Annotated in this window: 13 protein-coding genes; 10 read left to right on the top strand and 3 right to left on the bottom strand. The window is 47.4% G+C overall.

Annotated features, from left to right (window positions below; translation table 11 throughout):
- Nucleotides 1-153 precede the first annotated feature (153 nt).
- The 5 genes from hppD to PRUB_RS21020 all read left to right on the top strand — a co-directional run bounded on the left by hppD (nt 154) and on the right by PRUB_RS21020 (nt 5,030).
- Complete coding sequence (gene hppD, locus PRUB_RS21040) at nt 154-1,200, top strand: 4-hydroxyphenylpyruvate dioxygenase (RefSeq protein WP_010385091.1); 1,047 nt, start codon at nt 154-156, stop codon at nt 1,198-1,200.
- Between the two features lie 156 nt (nt 1,201-1,356).
- The gene (fahA, locus tag PRUB_RS21035) at nt 1,357-2,670 is read left to right on the top strand and encodes a fumarylacetoacetase (protein WP_010385093.1); all 1,314 of its coding nucleotides are present in this window, start codon (nt 1,357-1,359) and stop codon (nt 2,668-2,670) included.
- A 128-nt stretch (nt 2,671-2,798) separates the two neighbouring features.
- Nucleotides 2,799-3,896, top strand: a complete 1,098-nt coding sequence (locus PRUB_RS21030) for a M23 family metallopeptidase (protein WP_010385097.1) — start codon at nt 2,799-2,801, stop codon at nt 3,894-3,896.
- Nucleotides 3,886-4,260: a bactofilin family protein gene (locus tag PRUB_RS21025; protein ID WP_010385099.1), complete on the top strand. Its 375-nt coding sequence runs from the start codon at nt 3,886-3,888 to the stop codon at nt 4,258-4,260. Before PRUB_RS21030 ends, PRUB_RS21025 begins: the two co-directional genes overlap by 11 nt.
- 167 nt (nt 4,261-4,427) lie before the next feature.
- Nucleotides 4,428-5,030 (top strand): outer membrane beta-barrel protein, encoded by a 603-nt coding sequence (locus PRUB_RS21020; protein ID WP_010385100.1) that lies wholly within the window; start codon nt 4,428-4,430, stop codon nt 5,028-5,030.
- Between the two features lie 32 nt (nt 5,031-5,062).
- On the opposite strand, the gene PRUB_RS21015 is transcribed toward PRUB_RS21020, so the two are convergent.
- Nucleotides 5,063-5,530 carry a hotdog fold domain-containing protein gene (locus PRUB_RS21015; protein ID WP_010385101.1) on the bottom strand — a complete coding sequence of 156 codons (468 nt, stop codon included), beginning with the start codon at nt 5,528-5,530 and terminating at the stop codon, nt 5,063-5,065.
- 493 nt (nt 5,531-6,023) lie between these two features.
- Between PRUB_RS21015 and PRUB_RS21010 the strand changes: the two genes are divergently transcribed.
- The 5 genes from PRUB_RS21010 (at nt 6,024) to PRUB_RS20990 (ending at nt 15,212) form a co-directional block, all read left to right on the top strand.
- Nucleotides 6,024-6,911, top strand: a complete 888-nt coding sequence (locus PRUB_RS21010; protein WP_242065284.1) for a HAMP domain-containing protein — start codon at nt 6,024-6,026, stop codon at nt 6,909-6,911.
- A gap of 553 nt (nt 6,912-7,464) precedes the next feature.
- Nucleotides 7,465-9,126, top strand: coding sequence for a methyl-accepting chemotaxis protein (locus tag PRUB_RS21005; protein ID WP_010385102.1), 1,662 nt, complete (start codon nt 7,465-7,467; stop codon nt 9,124-9,126).
- Between the two features lie 260 nt (nt 9,127-9,386).
- The gene (locus tag PRUB_RS21000; RefSeq protein WP_198452403.1) at nt 9,387-11,399 is read left to right on the top strand and encodes a methyl-accepting chemotaxis protein; all 2,013 of its coding nucleotides are present in this window, start codon (nt 9,387-9,389) and stop codon (nt 11,397-11,399) included.
- 260 nt (nt 11,400-11,659) lie between these two features.
- Nucleotides 11,660-13,672 carry a methyl-accepting chemotaxis protein gene (locus PRUB_RS20995; protein ID WP_010385104.1) on the top strand — a complete coding sequence of 671 codons (2,013 nt, stop codon included), beginning with the start codon at nt 11,660-11,662 and terminating at the stop codon, nt 13,670-13,672.
- A 202-nt stretch (nt 13,673-13,874) separates the two neighbouring features.
- A complete protein-coding gene (locus PRUB_RS20990; RefSeq protein WP_010385105.1) occupies nt 13,875-15,212 on the top strand; it encodes a glycosyl hydrolase family 28-related protein in 1,338 nt (445 codons plus the stop codon).
- Between the two features lie 103 nt (nt 15,213-15,315).
- On the opposite strand, the gene PRUB_RS20985 is transcribed toward PRUB_RS20990, so the two are convergent.
- Together PRUB_RS20985 and PRUB_RS20980 are read right to left on the bottom strand one after the other, a co-directional pair.
- Nucleotides 15,316-18,546 carry an error-prone DNA polymerase gene (locus tag PRUB_RS20985; RefSeq protein ID WP_242065282.1) on the bottom strand — a complete coding sequence of 1,077 codons (3,231 nt, stop codon included), beginning with the start codon at nt 18,544-18,546 and terminating at the stop codon, nt 15,316-15,318.
- A complete protein-coding gene (locus PRUB_RS20980; protein WP_010385107.1) occupies nt 18,492-19,964 on the bottom strand; it encodes a Y-family DNA polymerase in 1,473 nt (490 codons plus the stop codon). The genes PRUB_RS20985 and PRUB_RS20980 overlap by 55 nt, the downstream gene beginning before the upstream one ends.
- Nucleotides 19,965-19,967: the final 3 nt, after the last annotated feature.

Genomic DNA, 19,967 nt, shown 5'->3' with positions numbered 1-19,967 from the left:
TCAATCCGTATAACTGTGACAATTTGTACGACAGAATTTACATTTCCCCCTCTTGCTAATTCACCCCCATAGCTTCCCCTTTTGGTCATTTTGATTAATCATCCACAGCACAAAACAAATAGCGATCCAGTGCTTTAAAGCGGGAGTATGACAATGAGTGAAGTAACAAATCCTCTAGGCCTAGTAGGCATTGAGTTTACCGAGTACGCAACACCAGATGCGGACTACATGGAAAAGATTTTTGCCGATTTTGGTTTTTCTAAACTGAAAAAGTTCAAAGACAAAGACATCCTATACTACAACCAGCATGACATTCACTTCCTGCTCAACAAAGAGCGTGGCGGTTTCTCTGCTGAGTTCGCTAAGAGCCACGGCCCGGCAATCTGTTCAATGGGCTGGCGTGTAGAAGACGCGCAAAAAGCGTTTGAAATCGCGGTAGAGCGTGGTGCAAAACCAGCGACTGATTCAACACACAAAGATCTGCCTTACCCTGCTATCTACGGCATCGGTGACAGCCTGATCTACTTCATCGACGTATTCGGTGACAAAGGCTCTATCTTTGAGCAGGACTTCGTGGAGCTGGAAGAGCAAGTCATCGTTGAAGACAAAGGCTTCCTGCGCATCGACCACCTGACTAACAACGTATACAAAGGCACCATGGAAACATGGGCAAACTTCTACAAAGACGTATTCGGCTTTACTGAAGTTCGTTACTTCGACATCAAAGGTCAGAAGACTGCTCTGTTGTCATACGCTCTGAAGTCTCCATGTGGCACCTTCTCTATTCCAATTAACGAAGGTAAAGACGACAACAACAACCAGATCGACGAGTACCTGGACGAGTACAATGGCCCGGGCGTACAGCACTTGGCATTCCTGACCAACGACCTGGTTGCGTCACTGGACAAACTTGACCAGACTAACATTGCAACATTAGACATTGTTGATCACTACTACGACACTATCTTTGACCGTGTACCTTGGGTTAAAGAAGACCGTGACAAGATCAAAGAGCACCAGATCCTGGTAGACAGCCAGAGCGAAGATTGCTACCTGCTACAGATCTTCACTAAGAACCTGTTCGGCCCTATCTTTATCGAAATGATCCAGCGTGTAGACGACGGTGGTTTCGGTGAAGGTAACTTCCAGGCACTGTTCGAGTCTATCGAGCGTGACCAGGAACGCCGCGGCGTGATCTAATTCTCCTTTGAGAGTGGATAATTAAAAGCAGCTTGGGGCCATGCCTTCTGGCTGCTTTTGCCGTTTAATTTGTCTGAGACTCAGATGTTGCATTGAAAAACCAAAACGCTATCACCACATCTGAGAGCAGCCTCAAACTTGCAAAAAGGAAAGACCATGTCTTTTATCAACGAAACGCACGACATTAATCTTAAAAGCTGGGTTACCAGCGCAAACCAGGCCGGTACCGACTTCCCAATTCAAAACCTGCCATTTGCCTCATTCCGCCGCAAAGACAGCGCCGAAGAGTTCCGTGGCGGTGTCGCCATTGGTGATCAGGTACTGGACCTGGCTGTGGTTGCTGCTGCAGGTATTTTCAGTGGCGAAGCACAGGATGCCGTTGAAGCAGCCAATGCACCTAAACTGAATGAGTTTATGGGTATGGGCCAGAACTACTGGTCTGCACTGCGTCTGGCACTGTCTCGTGCTCTTCGTGAAGGCTCAGAGCATCAGGGCGCACTAGAAGCGGCGTTGGTTGCACAATCTGACGTTGAATATGCGCTGCCTTGTCACATTGGCGATTACACAGATTTCTATACCTCAATCTATCACGCTACTGCGGTAGGTAGTTTGTTCCGCCCGGATAACCCTTTGCTGCCTAACTACAAGTGGGTACCAATCGGTTACCATGGCCGTGCTTCTTCAATTGATGTGTCTGGTCAAAACTTCCCGCGCCCTAAAGGTCAGACGAAAGCACCTGATGCAGATACACCGTCTTTCGGTCCTTGTAAGCGCCTGGACTACGAACTGGAACTGGGTATCTACCTGGGTAAAGGCAATGAACTGGGTGACTCAATTTCGATTGAAGATGCTGAAAGCCATGTATTTGGTTTCTGCCTGTTCAATGACTGGTCAGCCCGTGATCTGCAGGCTTGGGAATATCAACCATTAGGTCCATTCCTGGCGAAAAACTTTGCCTCAACGGTATCACCGTGGATTGTCACCACAGAAGCCCTGGCGCCGTATCGCACCAACTGGCATCGTGATGAGCAAGATCCTCAGCCTCTGGACTATCTGGAGTCTGCACACAACCGTGAAGCTGGCGCGTTTGATATCCAGATGGACGTGCTACTTGAAACAGCGAAAATGCGCGAAGCCAATGCTGCGCCTAGCAAGCTGTCAGAATCCAGCTTTAAACACAGCTACTGGACAGTGGCACAAATGGTCACTCACCACACGGTAAACGGCTGTAACTTCCTGCCAGGCGACATGCTAGGTTCAGGTACACAGTCTGGTCCGGAGCACGAAGAAGCGGGCTCACTGCTAGAACTATCACGTGGCGGTAAAGAGACCATCACCCTGGACAATGGCGAAGAGCGTAAGTTCCTGGAAGATGGTGACAAGGTCATTATGCGCGGCTGGTGTGAAGCCAATGGCTTTGCACGTATCGGTTTCGGTTCAGTCGAAGGCACTATCCTGCCAGCGAAGTAATCGCAAGCGAAAAACTATTCCTATACAAAACAAAGGTGTGCTTAAGTACACCTTTTTTTTGTAAGTAAATACTGGCTTTTTGCATAAAAATTGTTAGAGTGAGTCGTTATTTTTAATTTTTACGTGTTATGTTTCGCTATATCAAACGCCTGATCACATCACTATTTCAACCTAAACAACTAATGCTGCGCCAGAACGGCCAGGTTAGTCTGATGGTTGTGCCCGGCTGGTTGCAATTTATCACACTAATGCTGGTTTGTTGTGCTCTTAGCTGGTTAGTTATCAGTACATCAGCGTTTTTTAAGCAGCAAGACACAGTCAATGCCTTACAGTCTGAACTTCGGGCCAAAGCGCAAAGCTGGGAGCAGGAAAAACAGCAGCTAACTGCAAAACTCACGCAGCAGCACACTCAACTGGCGACTTTAAACGAGCAACACACAGTACTCAGTGAAATTGTCAGTGCACTACCCACTTCTATCACTGAACAAACTGAGTCTCCCGCTGCTTTACCGGACAATGCACCTCAGACGGATGCACAACCCGCGGGCAGTGACAGTCATGAATTTGAAACCCAAAGCGCGGATTTGAATGATGCACAGGCTGCATTACTCACAACCTTACAGGCCGTTATTTCGGCGCGTCACAACCAGTTGATGGCCGGATTTAATGAAGCAGGTCTGACACTGTCAACCGAAAGCAACTCCGCCCAGGGTGGTCCATATCATCAGGTCGATGCAACACTGCTAAACAACAGGTATACCCAGCTTATCGATGACTCAGTGCAACTCAATCAGCTGGAAAACTTATTACATTCCACCCCTAAAATGATGCCCGTGGCGCACGACAAGTATTATATTTCCAGCGCCTTTGGTTTTCGTAAAGACCCCATCACAGGCCGCCGTGCCTATCACAAAGGGGTGGATATGGCAGGCTGGCATAAAACCCAGATCATTGCCCCGGCTGATGGTGTGGTCAGTAAAGCTGGTAAAAATGGTGGTTATGGCAAGTTTATTGAGATTCAACATGCCAATGGCATAGTGACGCGTTATGGCCATTTACACACCATCAAAGTGAAAAAAGGCCAGGCAGTTAAACAGTCAGATGTCATTGCCCTGATGGGTAGCACAGGTCGTAGTACCAGTACACACTTGCATTATGAGGTGTTACAGGATAAAAAGCATATAAACCCTGTAAAACTGGCAAGAGTGCTCAAACGTGTTCAATAAAAAGAAAACTTCACTTCCTTTCTCGCTTATTTCTCCCGACACCGAAATCACAGGTAACATCCAATGCGATGGTGAAATCCAGATAGATGGTAAAGTCGTTGGCGATCTTAACGTTACCCAGCTCATTATTGGCGACTCTGGTATCGTCGAGGGCAATATTACAGCCACGCAGGTTCAGGTGCGTGGCCAGGTACAAGGCGGCATACGTGCAGATAGTGTGACGCTGGAGCCCAGTGCCAGAGTCACGGGTGATATCGAACATGACACGCTGACAATTCAGGCCGGTGCGCATATTCAGGGTCAGCTGAATCATCGCGTTGAATCTTCTAACGTCACCCCCCTGGATAAAGCCAGCGAAGTGTAAATACTCAATAGACATGTTTACCGGGTAACATTTAATAACATAAAAACATAAACTTAGCCCTCCTCTTTAGTATCCGATAGTGATACATTTCACGCATATGATAAAAGCGGAACGAGCTTACCCGGCTCGTTTTTTCGTACCTCACTAAACGATTAAAAGGATATATAGTGAACAAGCATATTTTAGGTCTACTACTGGCAACGGCATCTTTGGGCGCTCAGGCAGCCGAGCTAAGCAAAAGCTATCTGGAAGTAGGTTATGGTGAGACGAGCCTGGATGGCGCACCGAGTTCAGTTGATCCTCAGGGATTTATCATTGCTGGTAGTTATGAATTTGCCAATGGCATCTTTATGGGACTCAAAATCGATCAGCACTCAGACAGCCTGACATTCTTCGACAAGCTTTTAGATGATGACTACGACGTTGACGAAACGACGTTTAATCTGGGCTACATTCTGCGTTCAACGGACAATGGACGCCTGGCAGTTGGCGTTCAGCTTGGTGAGTTCGAAGTGTCAACTAATCGCTCTAACTCAACAATGGACACACGCCGTCTTTATGGTGAGTACGAGCACTCATTCAGCAAGCGCATCAGCGCCTATGGCCAGGCCGGCTATGAGTTACTGGACAACTCCGCAGATGATGAAGATGGTGTTTATGTAAATCTGGGCCTTCGTTTCGACTTTACATCACACTCCGCTGTTATCCTGGAGTACACCAATGGTGTGGATTACACCCAATCAGAAGTGAAGTACCGCTACACTTTCTAATTAAATAGGCCCATTTATCGCGGGCCTATTTTTTACTTTTTCGCCGAAATATACATAGTGACATCGGCATGAAAAACCTTAACCCCTTCACTATTAAATACCTCAACCGGGACAATTAACTCCTCTTTGTCCTGCCATTGACGTGGCAGCGAAATCGTCGCTTCTGCACGCAGGTCTGATTCGGCTTTTTTCAGGTATTGCACCGTCATCCCTTTGGGGATCCAGCGATGTGTTTTGTACGGAATGCTGGCGTCAGTCACCACGCCAGCGCATAACTCTGCGAGATTGCACTGCGCAATCGCATGGACTGTCCCAATGTGATTATGGACCGCCTTGCGGTTGGGCATCTGCGCCGTGATGCGCCCTTCACTAAGGTGGGTGATCTTAGGTTTGATGGTGCCAAAATAAGGCGCTCGTTTACAAACTGCCTTGCTGAATAGCCAGTTGCCAAAGGGCAACCATTTAAACTTCTTGTAGGTTTTTAATAAGGGTGTTGCCATAACGCTTAACCTGTTGAATAAAATAACACCCAACCCTAACACATCTGACCAGTTAGTCCAATCATGTGTACTGTGTTTTCTTATCTATTACACAACTGAACTGGCACTTCTCGAGTCGACCTCCCACCCATTGCAATTACAAGTTATCTGCGCCCTAAAAAACATGTCTTAAAAGACGTTAGGAAGCCACTCAATATAAATATGACTTTATTAATATTAAATATATCATAAACCCTGTAGAGATAGTTATTTATATACGAGATAGCTTTAAATGCTTCACTATCAAAATAAAAAACATTAAGATAAACTATAAGGTTGAATAAGCCACTCTTTAAAGTAAAAAGAAAACCTAATTACCAGTCTTCCACAACAAATTTAATGTTTCTCTCTAGAGTTTTTCAGTATAAATTTGGAACGATTCAATTTTACTTTTTTTTATTACTTAAAAATAAAAGCAATAACTTAAACACTCACGCTCTACTCAGGAGTTCCTATGAAACTCAGCAATAAACTGTATGCCGCATTTGGTGTGTTAATCATACTCATGATCATGTCCAGTACATTAGTGTGGTTTAAAATATCCACAGAAACTGCCCGTGCGGAAGAAGTAACAGGTGACGATCTGCCTGGAATGATCCTCTACAGCCGCTTACTCGATACCCAGCATCAACTCAAAAGCTCGGCACTCGAATATATGAATGGTGATACAAGTAAAAAAGCGACATTTAACAGTACATTTAAAAAATTTAAAGCCGTGCACAATGAGCTTTATGGTTATGAGTCAGCCAAACAATCCGATCGGGATAAAATGGCGCATATCCTGCGTAGTATTTCCACCTATCACCAACGGGTTAATCAGGATGTGTTTGCACGCTACCACCCAACCTCGAAACAAGCGGTTCAAGATAGGGCTTCAGAGACTTTTGGCAACTCAGATGCATTTATACAAGCCAGTGAAACACTCCAAGCACTAGATAGAAAGTACATACAGGATATTGCTAAAATTCTGGAAGTTTCAGCGCAAGAAGAAATTGATGATGCTACCAGCGCAGTAGCACAACTGGTAAACGGGCTGAACGCTATCTCAATTGCAATTATTGTTATCACGTTAGTTGCTGCGTTACTGAGCCTCGTCATAGCCTATTTGATCAGCCGCTCGATTGTGTCTCGGCTCAACCAAGTCCTCATTGTTGCTGAAAGGATCGGTGCTGGTGATATCTCCGACAAAGACATTGATCACAAAGGGCAAGACGAAATTGACGGGCTCGCTGAGGCCACCAACAGAATGGCCCGCTCTTTGAATGAGCTGCTGCATTCTATTGCACAAGTGGTGGACGATGTCCGCACCTCCAGCCAAGATATAGCTGAAGCCAATGAATAGCCAGTTGCCAAAGGGCAACCATTTAAACTTCTTGTAGGTTTTTAATAAGGGTGTTGCCATAACGCTTAACCTGTTGAATAAAATAACACCCAACCCTAACACATCTGACCAGTTAGTCCAATCATGTGTACTGTGTTTTCTTATCTATTACACAACTGAACTGGCACTTCTCGAGTCGACCTCCCACCCATTGCAATTACAAGTTATCTGCGCCCTAAAAAACATGTCTTAAAAGACGTTAGGAAGCCACTCAATATAAATATGACTTTATTAATATTAAATATATCATAAACCCTGTAGAGATAGTTATTTATATACGAGATAGCTTTAAATGCTTCACTATCAAAATAAAAAACATTAAGATAAACTATAAGGTTGAATAAGCCACTCTTTAAAGTAAAAAGAAAACCTAATTACCAGTCTTCCACAACAAATTTAATGTTTCTCTCTAGAGTTTTTCAGTATAAATTTGGAACGATTCAATTTTACTTTTTTTTATTACTTAAAAATAAAAGCAATAACTTAAACACTCACGCTCTACTCAGGAGTTCCTATGAAACTCAGCAATAAACTGTATGCCGCATTTGGTGTGTTAATCATACTCATGATCATGTCCAGTACATTAGTGTGGTTTAAAATATCCACAGAAACTGCCCGTGCGGAAGAAGTAACAGGTGACGATCTGCCTGGAATGATCCTCTACAGCCGCTTACTCGATACCCAGCATCAACTCAAAAGCTCGGCACTCGAATATATGAATGGTGATACAAGTAAAAAAGCGACATTTAACAGTACATTTAAAAAATTTAAAGCCGTGCACAATGAGCTTTATGGTTATGAGTCAGCCAAACAATCCGATCGGGATAAAATGGCGCATATCCTGCGTAGTATTTCCACCTATCACCAACGGGTTAATCAGGATGTGTTTGCACGCTACCACCCAACCTCGAAACAAGCGGTTCAAGATAGGGCTTCAGAGACTTTTGGCAACTCAGATGCATTTATACAAGCCAGTGAAACACTCCAAGCACTAGATAGAAAGTACATACAGGATATTGCTAAAATTCTGGAAGTTTCAGCGCAAGAAGAAATTGATGATGCTACCAGCGCAGTAGCACAACTGGTAAACGGGCTGAACGCTATCTCAATTGCAATTATTGTTATCACGTTAGTTGCTGCGTTACTGAGCCTCGTCATAGCCTATTTGATCAGCCGCTCGATTGTGTCTCGGCTCAACCAAGTCCTCATTGTTGCTGAAAGGATCGGTGCTGGTGATATCTCCGACAAAGACATTGATCACAAAGGGCAAGACGAAATTGACGGGCTCGCTGAGGCCACCAACAGAATGGCCCGCTCTTTGAATGAGCTGCTGCATTCTATTGCACAAGTGGTGGACGATGTCCGCACCTCCAGCCAAGATATAGCTGAAGCCAATGACCAAATCGCGTCTCGCAGCCGCTCTTCGGCAGATCAGTCAACTCAGGTTGCAACCGCCATTGAAGAGATGAGTGCCACCGTCTCTGAAGTAGCATCGCAAAGTCAGGTTGCTGCCAGCCATGCCGATCAGGCTCGTACTTTGGCATCTGGTGGAGGAGATACCGTCGGGGAAACCGTTAGTAAGATAAAAACCGCCTCACATAACGTACAGAAAACCGCTGAAAACGTGACTCACCTAGGTGAACTGAGCAGCCAGATTGGTAACGTGATTGGTGTCATTGGCAGCATCGCTGAGCAAACTAACCTGCTGGCATTAAACGCCGCTATTGAGGCAGCCCGTGCCGGTGAGCAGGGTCGAGGCTTTGCGGTGGTCGCCGACGAAGTCAGAACACTGGCCGAGCGCACCTCACAGGCAACTGAAGAAGTGGTATCAACCGTACAGTCTATTCAGTCTCAGACAGAACATGCGGTCAGCTCAATGCAAAACAGCGTGTCTCAGGTTGATCAAAGTGTCTCTATGGCTGAGACTGCGGGCAAACAGCTGGATGATATTGTACTGGGGGCATCAGAAATTGCAGCGATGATCCAGGCAATCGCTACGGCCACTGAGGAACAATCTGTGGTTGCCGGAGAAATGGCTCAAGACATATCTAGGATTGAACAGTCCAGCCAGCATTCTTTGCAGGATACACAAGTTGCTGCACTATCAGCTCAGGAGCTTAATCAACAAGCTGAAGAGCTTGCCCGGCTGGTTAGTAAGTTCAAATTAAGACCATAAACGAACAAGCGATCCAGAAGCAACCAACCTTATCGGGGCTAAAATAGGTCAGATGACTGTATTAGCCCCATGCTTATATATGCAGAACTCGTTTGAGTTTATGTAATTCGCGACCAAAGCCTGGCAAACCCCCTTAGCCCAAACTTATCCATAGTTCCAAGATAAAACTTGCCTATTTTTATAATTAACGGCTTTAATTATGAATGATATCGCAATGAAAAGTATGCCACGGATGACGCCTATTCTATTTTGGTGATCCTATGAAACTCAGCAACAAGCTCTACTCTGCCTTTGGTATTCTTATTGTACTCATGGTGCTATCGAGCACTCTGGTCTGGTTTAAAGTTGCAACAGAAACCGCCCGTGCAACTGAAGTCATTGGGGACGACCTCCCCGGTATGATCTTGTACAGTCGACTACTTGACAAAGAACACTTGCTGAAAAGTGCCGCACTCGAATATATGAACGGTGACACCAGTAAAAAAGCATCTTTTAATGAGCTGTTTGATAAGTTCAAGGAAATACATTCCGAGCTGTATCGATACGAATCTGCCAAGCAGTCAGATCGCGAGAAAATGGCTTATATCTTAAAAAGTGTCTCAACCTACCATCAACGCGTCAATCAGGAAATCTTTGCCCGTTTTGACCCCATGGACTACCAAAGGATCCGGGAGCGGGTAAACCGGCTTAATGACACCACTGGAGGCCAGTTGGAAGATTTATTGGATAAGCTAAAGGAGCAAGAGTTTAATGATGCAATGCAATCCAGCGACCTGCAAGAGTCTCTGAACGATGACTTACCTGGCGTTCGCTACTATCTCGAGCTGGTCGATGAAGCGGGTGACATGATCGCAGCTATCATTTCTCACACTAACGGTGATGCCGGCGCCAAGGCCGAGTTTGACGAAGATGCAGCCAGCTTTGAAGAGTACTTAAATCTCCTGATCCCGTTGGAGCAAAAACCCAATGAAAAACGAGATATCGCGACAATTAAGCGTTTGTATCAAAACATTCGCGATGAAGCAGCCGCAGTGTTTCAAAGTTACGATCCGAACGCGTTTAAACAAACCACCGAGCTGCTTAAGAAAATGAATAAGCAGTATCTGGAGGAAGTTGCCAAAGTGCTCGACACATCAGCCCAGGAAGAAATTGACGATGCCACTAGCGCGTTAGAATTACTGGTTGAAGGATTAAGCACCATCTCAATTGTCATCATTGTGATCACGCTTATTGCGGCAATGTTAGGCATGATGATTGCCTATCTGATCAGCAATTCCATCGTCTCCAGGCTAAATCAGGTGCTGGGGGTTGCCGAACGGATCAGTGCCGGTGATATCTCTGACAGAGACATTGATCACAAAGGACAAGACGAAATTGATGGGCTCGCTGAGGCCACCAATAAAATGGCCCACTCTTTGAACGAGCTGCTGCATTCTATCGCACAGGTGGTAGATGATGTGCGCACCTCCAGCCAGGATATTGCTGAGGCCAACGACCAAATCGCGTCTCGCAGCCGCTCTTCGGCAGATCAGTCAACTCAGGTTGCAACCGCCATTGAAGAGATGAGTGCCACCGTCTCTGAAGTTGCATCACAGAGTCAGGTGGCTGCCAGCCACGCCGATCAGGCTCGTACTTTAGCATCTGGTGGAGGAGAAACCGTCGGACAAACCGTCAGTAAGATAAAAACTGCCTCACAAAACGTACAGAAAACCGCTGAAAATGTCACTCACCTGGGTGAGCTGAGCAGTCAGATTGGTAATGTGATTGGAGTCATTGGCAGCATCGCTGAGCAAACTAACCTGCTGGCATTAAACGCCGCTATTGAGGCAGCCCGTGCCGGTGAGCAGGGTCGCGGCTTTGCGGTGGTCGCCGACGAAGTAAGAACCCTGGCAGAGCGGACCTCCAAGGCAACCGAAGAAGTGGTATCAACCGTACAGTCTATTCAGTCTCAGACAGAACATGCGGTCAGCTCAATGCAAAACAGCGTGTCTCAGGTTGATCAAAGTGTCTCTATGGCTGAGACTGCGGGCAAACAGCTGGATGATATTGTACTGGGGGCATCAGAAATTGCAGCGATGATCCAGGCAATCGCTACGGCCACTGAGGAACAATCTGTGGTTGCCGGAGAAATGGCTCAAGACATATCTAGGATTGAACAGTCCAGCCAGCATTCTTTGCAGGATACACAAGTTGCTGCACTATCAGCTCAGGAGCTTAATCAACAAGCTGAAGAGCTTGCCCGGCTGGTTAGTAAGTTCAAATTAAGACCATAAACGAACAAGCGATCCAGAAGCAACCAACCTTATCGGGGCTAAAATAGGTCAGATGACTGTATTAGCCCCATGCTTATATATGCAGAACTCGTTTGAGTTTATGTAATTCGCGACCAAAGCCTGGCAAACCCCCTTAGCCCAAACTTATCCATAGTTCCAAGATAAAACTTGCCTATTTTTATAATTAACGGCTTTAATTATGAATGATATCGCAATGAAAAGTATGCCACGGATGACGCCTATTCTATTTTGGTGATCCTATGAAACTCAGCAACAAGCTCTACTCTGCCTTTGGTATTCTTATTGTACTCATGGTGCTATCGAGCACTCTGGTCTGGTTTAAAGTTGCAACAGAAACCGCCCGTGCAACTGAAGTCATTGGGGACGACCTCCCCGGTATGATCTTGTACAGTCGACTACTTGACAAAGAACACTTGCTGAAAAGTGCCGCACTCGAATATATGAACGGTGACACCAGTAAAAAAGCATCTTTTAATGAGCTGTTTGATAAGTTCAAGGAAATACATTCCGAGCTGTATCGATACGAATCTGCCAAGCAGTCAGATCGCGAGAAAATGGCTTATATCTTAAAAAGTGTCTCAACCTACCATCAACGCGTCAATCAGGAAATCTTTGCCCGTTTTGACCCCATGGACTACCAAAGGATCCGGGAGCGGGTAAACCGGCTTAATGACACCACTGGAGGCCAGTTGGAAGATTTATTGGATAAGCTAAAGGAGCAAGAGTTTAATGATGCAATGCAATCCAGCGACCTGCAAGAGTCTCTGAACGATGACTTACCTGGCGTTCGCTACTATCTCGAGCTGGTCGATGAAGCGGGTGACATGATCGCAGCTATCATTTCTCACACTAACGGTGATGCCGGCGCCAAGGCCGAGTTTGACGAAGATGCAGCCAGCTTTGAAGAGTACTTAAATCTCCTGATCCCGTTGGAGCAAAAACCCAATGAAAAACGAGATATCGCGACAATTAAGCGTTTGTATCAAAACATTCGCGATGAAGCAGCCGCAGTGTTTCAAAGTTACGATCCGAACGCGTTTAAACAAACCACCGAGCTGCTTAAGAAAATGAATAAGCAGTATCTGGAGGAAGTTGCCAAAGTGCTCGACACATCAGCCCAGGAAGAAATTGACGATGCCACTAGCGCGTTAGAATTACTGGTTGAAGGATTAAGCACCATCTCAATTGTCATCATTGTGATCACGCTTATTGCGGCAATGTTAGGCATGATGATTGCCTATCTGATCAGCAATTCCATCGTCTCCAGGCTAAATCAGGTGCTGGGGGTTGCCGAACGGATCAGTGCCGGTGATATCTCTGACAGAGACATTGATCACAAAGGACAAGACGAAATTGATGGGCTCGCTGAGGCCACCAATAAAATGGCCCACTCTTTGAACGAGCTGCTGCATTCTATCGCACAGGTGGTAGATGATGTGCGCACCTCCAGCCAGGATATTGCTGAGGCCAACGACCAAATCGCGTCTCGCAGCCGCTCTTCGGCAGATCAGTCAACTCAGGTTGCAACCGCCATTGAAGAGATGAGTGCCACCGTCTCTGAAGTTGCATCACAGAGTCAGGTGGCTGCCAGCCACGCCGATCAGGCTCGTACTTTAGCATCTGGTGGAGGAGAAACCGTCGGACAAACCGTCAGTAAGATAAAAACTGCCTCACAAAACGTACAGAAAACCGCTGAAAATGTCACTCACCTGGGTGAGCTGAGCAGTCAGATTGGTAATGTGATTGGAGTCATTGGCAGCATCGCTGAGCAAACTAACCTGCTGGCATTAAACGCCGCTATTGAGGCAGCCCGTGCCGGTGAGCAGGGTCGCGGCTTTGCGGTGGTCGCCGACGAAGTAAGAACCCTGGCAGAGCGGACCTCCAAGGCAACCGAAGAAGTGGTATCAACCGTACAGTCTATTCAGTCTCAGACAGAACATGCGGTCAGCTCTATGCAAAACAGCGTATCTCAGGTTGATCAGAGCGTGTCTATGGCCGAGGCCGCAGGAACCCAGCTGGATGATATTGTGCAGGGCGCTTCAGAAATTGCCGCGATGATCCAGGCTATTGCCACAGCCACCGAGGAGCAATCTGTGGTTGCCAGCGAAATGGCCCAGGACATTTCAAATATCGAGCAATCCAGCCAGAGTTCTTTGCAAGATACCCAGGTTGCCGCCCTGTCTGCGCAAGAACTCAATAAACAAGCAGAACAACTGGCTCAGTTGGTACGTAAATTCAGGCTGAGAAATTAGTGCTGTTAATGCAATATGACGCTTAAAATGACAGGTGCACGCCTGTCATTTTTATATGTGCTGATTGCATTCGATTCAGGCTTAATAAACGCACCTTAATTAAAATAAAGTCGTGCACTTTGTCCTTATGCTGATTAGTATCTTGAATGGGTAATAGCCCAGCTTTTATCTGGATATTTTCATCTAACTTATAAGGATAATTATGAACTACAAGGTTTCTTTGATCGGTCTTGTGCTGATCTCCTCCTCCGCGGCCGCACTGGACGCAGACACCATTTCAATCACTGACTCACGTTTTGGTGCCATTGCCAACGATAACCGTGATGACTCAGCGCAAATTCAGGCTGCCATAGATTACGCGGTACAGAATGATAAAAGTGTCTACATCCCAGCAGGTACTTTTAATGTTTCTAGCACGCTGGATGTAACACGTGTAAAGGGCTCCCACAACTCAAGGGTTAAGTTATATGGTGAGAAGCGTAATCTGTCGCGACTGACGACCAATGCCAATATCAGCCTGCTGAAAGTAGCGCATAATGTAGAAGTCCATGATCTGGCTCTGGTCCAAACGGCAAGCTTTAAGCAAGGCACTGCAATTGATATCCCATTTGCATCTTATCGCTCAAATTTCTCTAAACTGGATATTTCCGGGTTTGATAATGGTATTTACGGTAAATGGGTGATCTGGAGCCGCTTTGAGGATCTGTTTATTGCCAACGTCAATTATGGCATTCATTTACATGGTAATGGGAGTGATCCGGCGTACTGGAATATTGAACCAAACGGCTGGTTTAACAATGTCAACGTATTCGACAACGTGTATGTTGAAGGCTCACACACGGGTATCAAACTTGCAGCTATGGGCAGCAATATCACAAACTCAACCGTTCAGAATTCTCAAGTGGGTGTTGAGATCTACGGGCCCGCGGAACACAAAACCTGGAATAATCAAATCAGCAACTTCTATGCTGAAGGCGTGAAAACCGTATTTAAGGTTAAAAATTCCAGAACACTTGATATTAACGGTGTTTTTGCGCAAGGTGGTGCCGGTAATAATCGTTACCGCACAGTGATTGAAGCCGATAACGGCGGTGTGATCACAGTAAATGGCATGACCGGTCAGGACTGGTGGCAACACAATGTGATTCTGAAAAACACCAAAGTGAAAGGCCATGTCCCGGCCATTGGTGGAACAACAAGCGCAGACTCTGATTCAACCTATTTACCAGGCAAACTTACAGCCAGCATCAGTTTACCTGCAAACAGTAGCTGGATTGCATTACCCGCACATATGGCGATTGCAGGTAACAGTGCCTATAAAGTGATGATCTCAGGTATTCGAGATGGCTATGAGCCTGTGCTGGAAGAATACGCTATTTTCAACTGGAATGGCGCAAGTCAATACGCCAAAGTACATCACACATCAGGTGTTGGCCGTATCAAATTCAAGGTCGATGGTGGCAAAATTTACGCTAAACTGGATTACAATGGCGGCGGTGGCCTGTCTGGCGGTAAGGTAACATTAGAGCGTATTCATTAATTGAAGTATACGCTGCTAGCTGGCAGATAATGGTAAATCATTAAAGGTAGCCTGTTGGTTACCTTTAATTTATAACGCCAGCTCTATACAGCATATGATGCACTCAATGAAAATCGCGTGATTTACTATGTAACGTGCCCAGTATCTCGCTGCGGTCGATCAATCTGCCAGCAATGACATGAATAACCTCACCTTCTTTTTCAACAATGCCTTTTACTTCGAGTAATTTAGCACTGAGATACGCCTGCTTCTGAGCGCGTGCAGTACCAGCCCAGACCACCACATTGATATTCCCAGTATCATCTTCCAGCGTAAAAAAAGTCACGCCACCAGCAGTGCCGGGCGCCTGTTTGCCAGTGACCACACCTATTACGGTTACCAGGGATTTATGACGGCAGGCACTGAGCGCTGTCATGCGGGTAAAGCGGCCAAGTTTACCGGCATTATCAAGCAAGGTCACCGGGTGTTTTCCCAGGGTAAGTCCCAATGCAGCATAGTCTTCCACCAGATCATCCATGTCACCCGGCTGAAAAGCACACGATGACACCTCAGCCACTGAGGACTCGGCAAACAAGGGGAGCGTTTGCTCCTGGTCCATCAACGCCCAACGCGCAGCATAGCGGTCGCCCTGTAACACTTTAAGTGCATTGGCGGACGCCAGGCTCTCCAATGCATGACCCGGCAACCCAAGGCGCTGTAATGCTTGCATATCAGCAAAGCCACTTTCAGGACGATCTGCCAGCAGCTGCTCTGCGCTGTTGCGCTGTAACCCTTTAACCAGGCGCAGGCCAAGCCGGATCGCAAACTTGTCGTGCTGTTGGAAAATATGATGATCATACTCGGAGGCATTCACGCACACAGGCAGCACCTCAACCTGATGGCGTCTGGCATCCTGAATGAGCTGAGAGGCACTGTAAAACCCCATTGGCAGACTGTTTAGCAAAGCGGTATAAAACATGGCTGGATAGTAGTACTTCAGCCAGGCAGATGCATAAGCCAGCACAGCAAATGAGGCTGAATGGCTTTCCGGAAATCCGTACTCGCCAAAGCCACAGATCTGCTCAAAAATACGTTCTGCAAAGCTGACCTCATAACCCCGCTGCTGCATACCGCTGATCAGCTTCTCTTTAAACTGCATCAGTTCGCCGCTTTTTTTCCATGAAGCCATGGCCCGGCGTAGTTGATCTGCCTCCCCACCTGAAAACCCGGCTGCAGCCATCGCCAGCTTAATCACCTGCTCCTGAAAGATAGGCACCCCCATGGTACGTGACAGCACGGCTTTCACAGGCTCCGAAGGGTAAGTGATAGCTTCTTCACCATTACGGCGCTTCAGAAAAGGGTGCACCATGTCGCCCTGAATTGGCCCCGGCCTGACAATCGCTATCTGGATCACCAAATCGTAATAACACTTAGGCTTCAACCGAGGCAACATGCTCATTTGCGCCCGGGATTCTATCTGAAATACGCCGACGGTATCTGCACGCTGGAGCATCTTGTATACCTGAGGGTCGTCGCCCATACGGGTTAACTCAGCCAGATCCAGCTCTCTTGATGTATGCTGTGCGATGAGCGAAAACGTTTTACGAATGGCACTCAACATTCCCAGCGCCAGCACATCGACCTTAAGCAGTTTGAGGCTTTCCAGGTCGTCCTTATCCCACTGAATAACCGTGCGCTCCGCCATAGCCGCATTTTCAATGGGGACCAGATCATGCAAGGGGCCAGCTGAGATCACAAAGCCCCCCACATGCTGTGAAAGATGGCGGGGAAAACCCATGATTTCTTCGACCAGTGAAATAAATTGCTGTCCTTTGAGCGACTCTGGCTGCAAGCCCAGCTCGGCTAACTGGGTCTGCCAGTTTTGCCCCCGATCACGGCGATTGACATTGCGAATAAAGTAATCAAGCTGGGTTGCTTCAATCCCCAGGGCTTTACCTACATCTCTGACTGCACTTTTAAAGCGATAACTGATCACCGTTGCAGCCAGCGCAGCACGTTTACGGCCATATTTGTGATAAATGTACTGGATCACCTCTTCGCGGCGCTCATGTTCAAAGTCAACGTCTATGTCTGGCGGTTCATTGCGCTCTTTACTGATAAAGCGCTCAAACAACACTGACACCTGACGGGGATCAACCGCAGTGATCTCCAGGCAATAGCACACCACGGAGTTGGCCGCTGAGCCCCGCCCCTGATACAAAATCCCTTTGCTACGCGCAAAACACACCAGATCATGAATAGTAAGAAAAAAATAGGGGTAGTCTAGCTCCTCAATTAGTGCCAGCTCTTTGTTTATGGTCTCAGCAATTTCATCAGGGACACCTTGCGCAAAGCGCCGCTGCTGCCCGACCTCTACCAGCTCACGTAAATGCTGCATAGCCGTTTTGCCTTCAGGAACCAGCTCCGCAGGATACTGATAACGCAGCGATCCCAAATCAAAGGTACACCGCTTTGCAATGCGTAACGACTCAGCCAGCCAGGGGGCCTTAAACAACTTGCTCAGCTTTTCCCGGCTACGCAGCGCCCGCTCAGCATTCGCAAGTAATGAACCTTTAACCTGCTCAATCGGCTGATTCAGGCGGATCGCCGTCAGTGTATGTTGCAATCTGAGCCGCTCACTGTGGTGCATTAATACCCCACCACACGCCGTGACAGGCAATTGATAACGTGCTGCCAGCGTTTCACAGTGATGAATAAAACGCTGTTCCTGATTGACCAAATGTCGCTGTATGCCTAACCAGCTGCGACCTTCATGATGACGTGCCAGCCAGGCCCCCCACTGCTCATCCTGCTCATTGCCTGCTGGTAACCAGATAAGCAGACAATGACGCAACGACAATAAGTCCCACTCCGCTAACCGATAATGACCTTTCTCAGCGCGTCGCCGGGCATTGGTGATCACCCTACACAGCTCACTGTATGCCGCTTTATCCGGGCATAACAACACCACCTCCAGCGTTTCAAAACGCATCAGGCTGCCTACTATCAGTTGTAAATCCAATTGCTGGTTTTTAATCAGTGTATAGGCTCTCACCACCCCAGCCAGTGAACATTCGTCAGTGATGGCCAGCGCAGTATAGGCAAGGAAACCGGCCTGTCTCACCAACTCTTCCGGACGGGATGCCCCTTGTAAAAAAGAGAAGTTAGTTTGACAAAACAGCTCTGCATAGCCAGGCTGCTTAATCCCTCCTGGTGGCTCCCCTGCATGCTGAAGAGCTTGCTGTTCATGCTCTACTCGCGTAGCAGGCAGTGTGAACATGGTCGATTTATGCGCGGCCATCAGCTGAAAACTCCGTGGCAAAACCACCGTTGCTGGCGATCTCTGAATACCCATAACCAACGCCCTTGCTCATCCTGAGCAACAAAATAATCACGCTCGACCCCATGTGCATCCCACCAGCCAGTACAGATCCGCTCAGGCCCGAGATGGACCGTCACCTTATGCTGCAAAGGCTGCGTGCTCGGTAATAAAAAAGCGGGCCGAAGATAATCTGTGGCAATAAGCCTGCCAGGCTTCTCCAACAAAGACGCCCCCGGCGCACTCAATGGCGTACAATAGCCGCTTGCCAGTTCAGGGCGCAGATCATCGCACACAGTCAGCCCCTGTACTGCCTGCTCTCCTAACTTAGCCTGTAATAACGCAACCAGCCCGGCTGGTGTCATGGTGCCGCGCCGTTCGGTAAATAAGTCAGGCATCAATTCATCAGGCTGACTCATCTCGGTCACTTTTAACCCTATCGCCTGTACTGGGCCATGGAGTGTCACATTGCTCAACTTGAGATCACACAAGGTCAGCCAGAGATCAGCACGATCTGTGCCTTCTGCGCGACCAATATCCAGTACCTGCGGTTCAGCATCCCGTTGATACAGAGTCAGTGTTAATTGTCTGGCATGACGGTTGCGTAAGCGTAAAAACTGCTCCTGTTGCACCAAAAGTTTAAGTAACGGCTTGTTTAACCAATCGAGATTTTCTATGTCATATAACAGGGGTAAATAACGCTCAAATTCCGGCTCCGGCTGATAAAAAGTCACCGGGTGAGGCACTTTACCCCGTAATCTGGACACATACTGCACCAACTCGCAATCAAAGCGTTTACCCAGCTCGACTAAAGGCAAAGCAAACACATCGGCCACGGTTTTAAACCCTACCCGCCGTAACCGTTCAAGCTGCTTTGAGGGAAGCGATAAAGCCGTTAAAGGCAGGCCATGCAAAGCGCTTTCAAGCACAGCTGAGTCCTGACTCACTAATGCACCATGATGCTGTGCCAACAGCCTGGCAGCTTCCGGAGAGTAACCGCACGCATACCGGTAACTAAATGACTGAGTGTCCAGGTGTGCACGCAGCGTAGCCAGGTAGTGAGATAAATCGCGATACATAGCCAGCATGCCACTGACTTTTAACAACAGTCCCTGGGGGGCAAATAAGGCAATATCGGCAGTGATCAGATACAACCACTGGGCAATTTCACGCATAGTCCGGCTTTCATCCGCTTCATCATACGGATGCACTAGCAGATCGCGACTGCGGGCTGCCGCGCCGGCCAGTCCCATACCTTCTGAAATCCCCAGCTGCATAGCAGCCTGATCTAGCTGCATCACTGTGTTATCTCGCCCTCCCACAACAATACAAGGCCGGGATGATGCTGCGAGCGCCTCAGCGGACTGTGAAGCATCCGGTTGTTGCGCCTGCGCTGCGATTTTCAGCTTATCGAGCTGGATAGCAGGAAAATGTAAATATAACCACAAAGTCATGGT

Origin of the sequence: Pseudoalteromonas rubra (genome assembly GCF_000238295.3) — a bacterium.
Taxonomy (GTDB): Bacteria; Pseudomonadota; Gammaproteobacteria; order Enterobacterales; family Alteromonadaceae; genus Pseudoalteromonas; species Pseudoalteromonas rubra.
Note: the sequence above shows the minus strand (reverse complement) of the source record. Positions and strands in the feature narration are given on the sequence as shown.

Bases quoted from the DNA above. Each gene is read 5' to 3' on its own strand.
- hppD (WP_010385091.1), top strand. From the start codon at position 154: ATGAGTGAAGTAACAAATCCTCTAGGCCTAGTAGGCATTGAGTTTACC.
- fahA (WP_010385093.1), top strand. From the start codon at position 1,357: ATGTCTTTTATCAACGAAACGCACGACATTAATCTTAAAAGCTGGGTT.
- PRUB_RS21030 (WP_010385097.1), top strand. From the start codon at position 2,799: ATGTTTCGCTATATCAAACGCCTGATCACATCACTATTTCAACCTAAA.
- PRUB_RS21015 (WP_010385101.1), bottom strand. From the start codon at position 5,530: ATGGCAACACCCTTATTAAAAACCTACAAGAAGTTTAAATGGTTGCCC.
- PRUB_RS21010 (WP_242065284.1), top strand. From the start codon at position 6,024: ATGAAACTCAGCAATAAACTGTATGCCGCATTTGGTGTGTTAATCATA.
- PRUB_RS21005 (WP_010385102.1), top strand. From the start codon at position 7,465: ATGAAACTCAGCAATAAACTGTATGCCGCATTTGGTGTGTTAATCATA.
- PRUB_RS21000 (WP_198452403.1), top strand. From the start codon at position 9,387: ATGAAACTCAGCAACAAGCTCTACTCTGCCTTTGGTATTCTTATTGTA.
- PRUB_RS20995 (WP_010385104.1), top strand. From the start codon at position 11,660: ATGAAACTCAGCAACAAGCTCTACTCTGCCTTTGGTATTCTTATTGTA.
- PRUB_RS20990 (WP_010385105.1), top strand. From the start codon at position 13,875: ATGAACTACAAGGTTTCTTTGATCGGTCTTGTGCTGATCTCCTCCTCC.
- PRUB_RS20985 (WP_242065282.1), bottom strand. From the start codon at position 18,546: ATGGGTATTCAGAGATCGCCAGCAACGGTGGTTTTGCCACGGAGTTTT.
- PRUB_RS20980 (WP_010385107.1), bottom strand. From the start codon at position 19,964: ATGACTTTGTGGTTATATTTACATTTTCCTGCTATCCAGCTCGATAAG.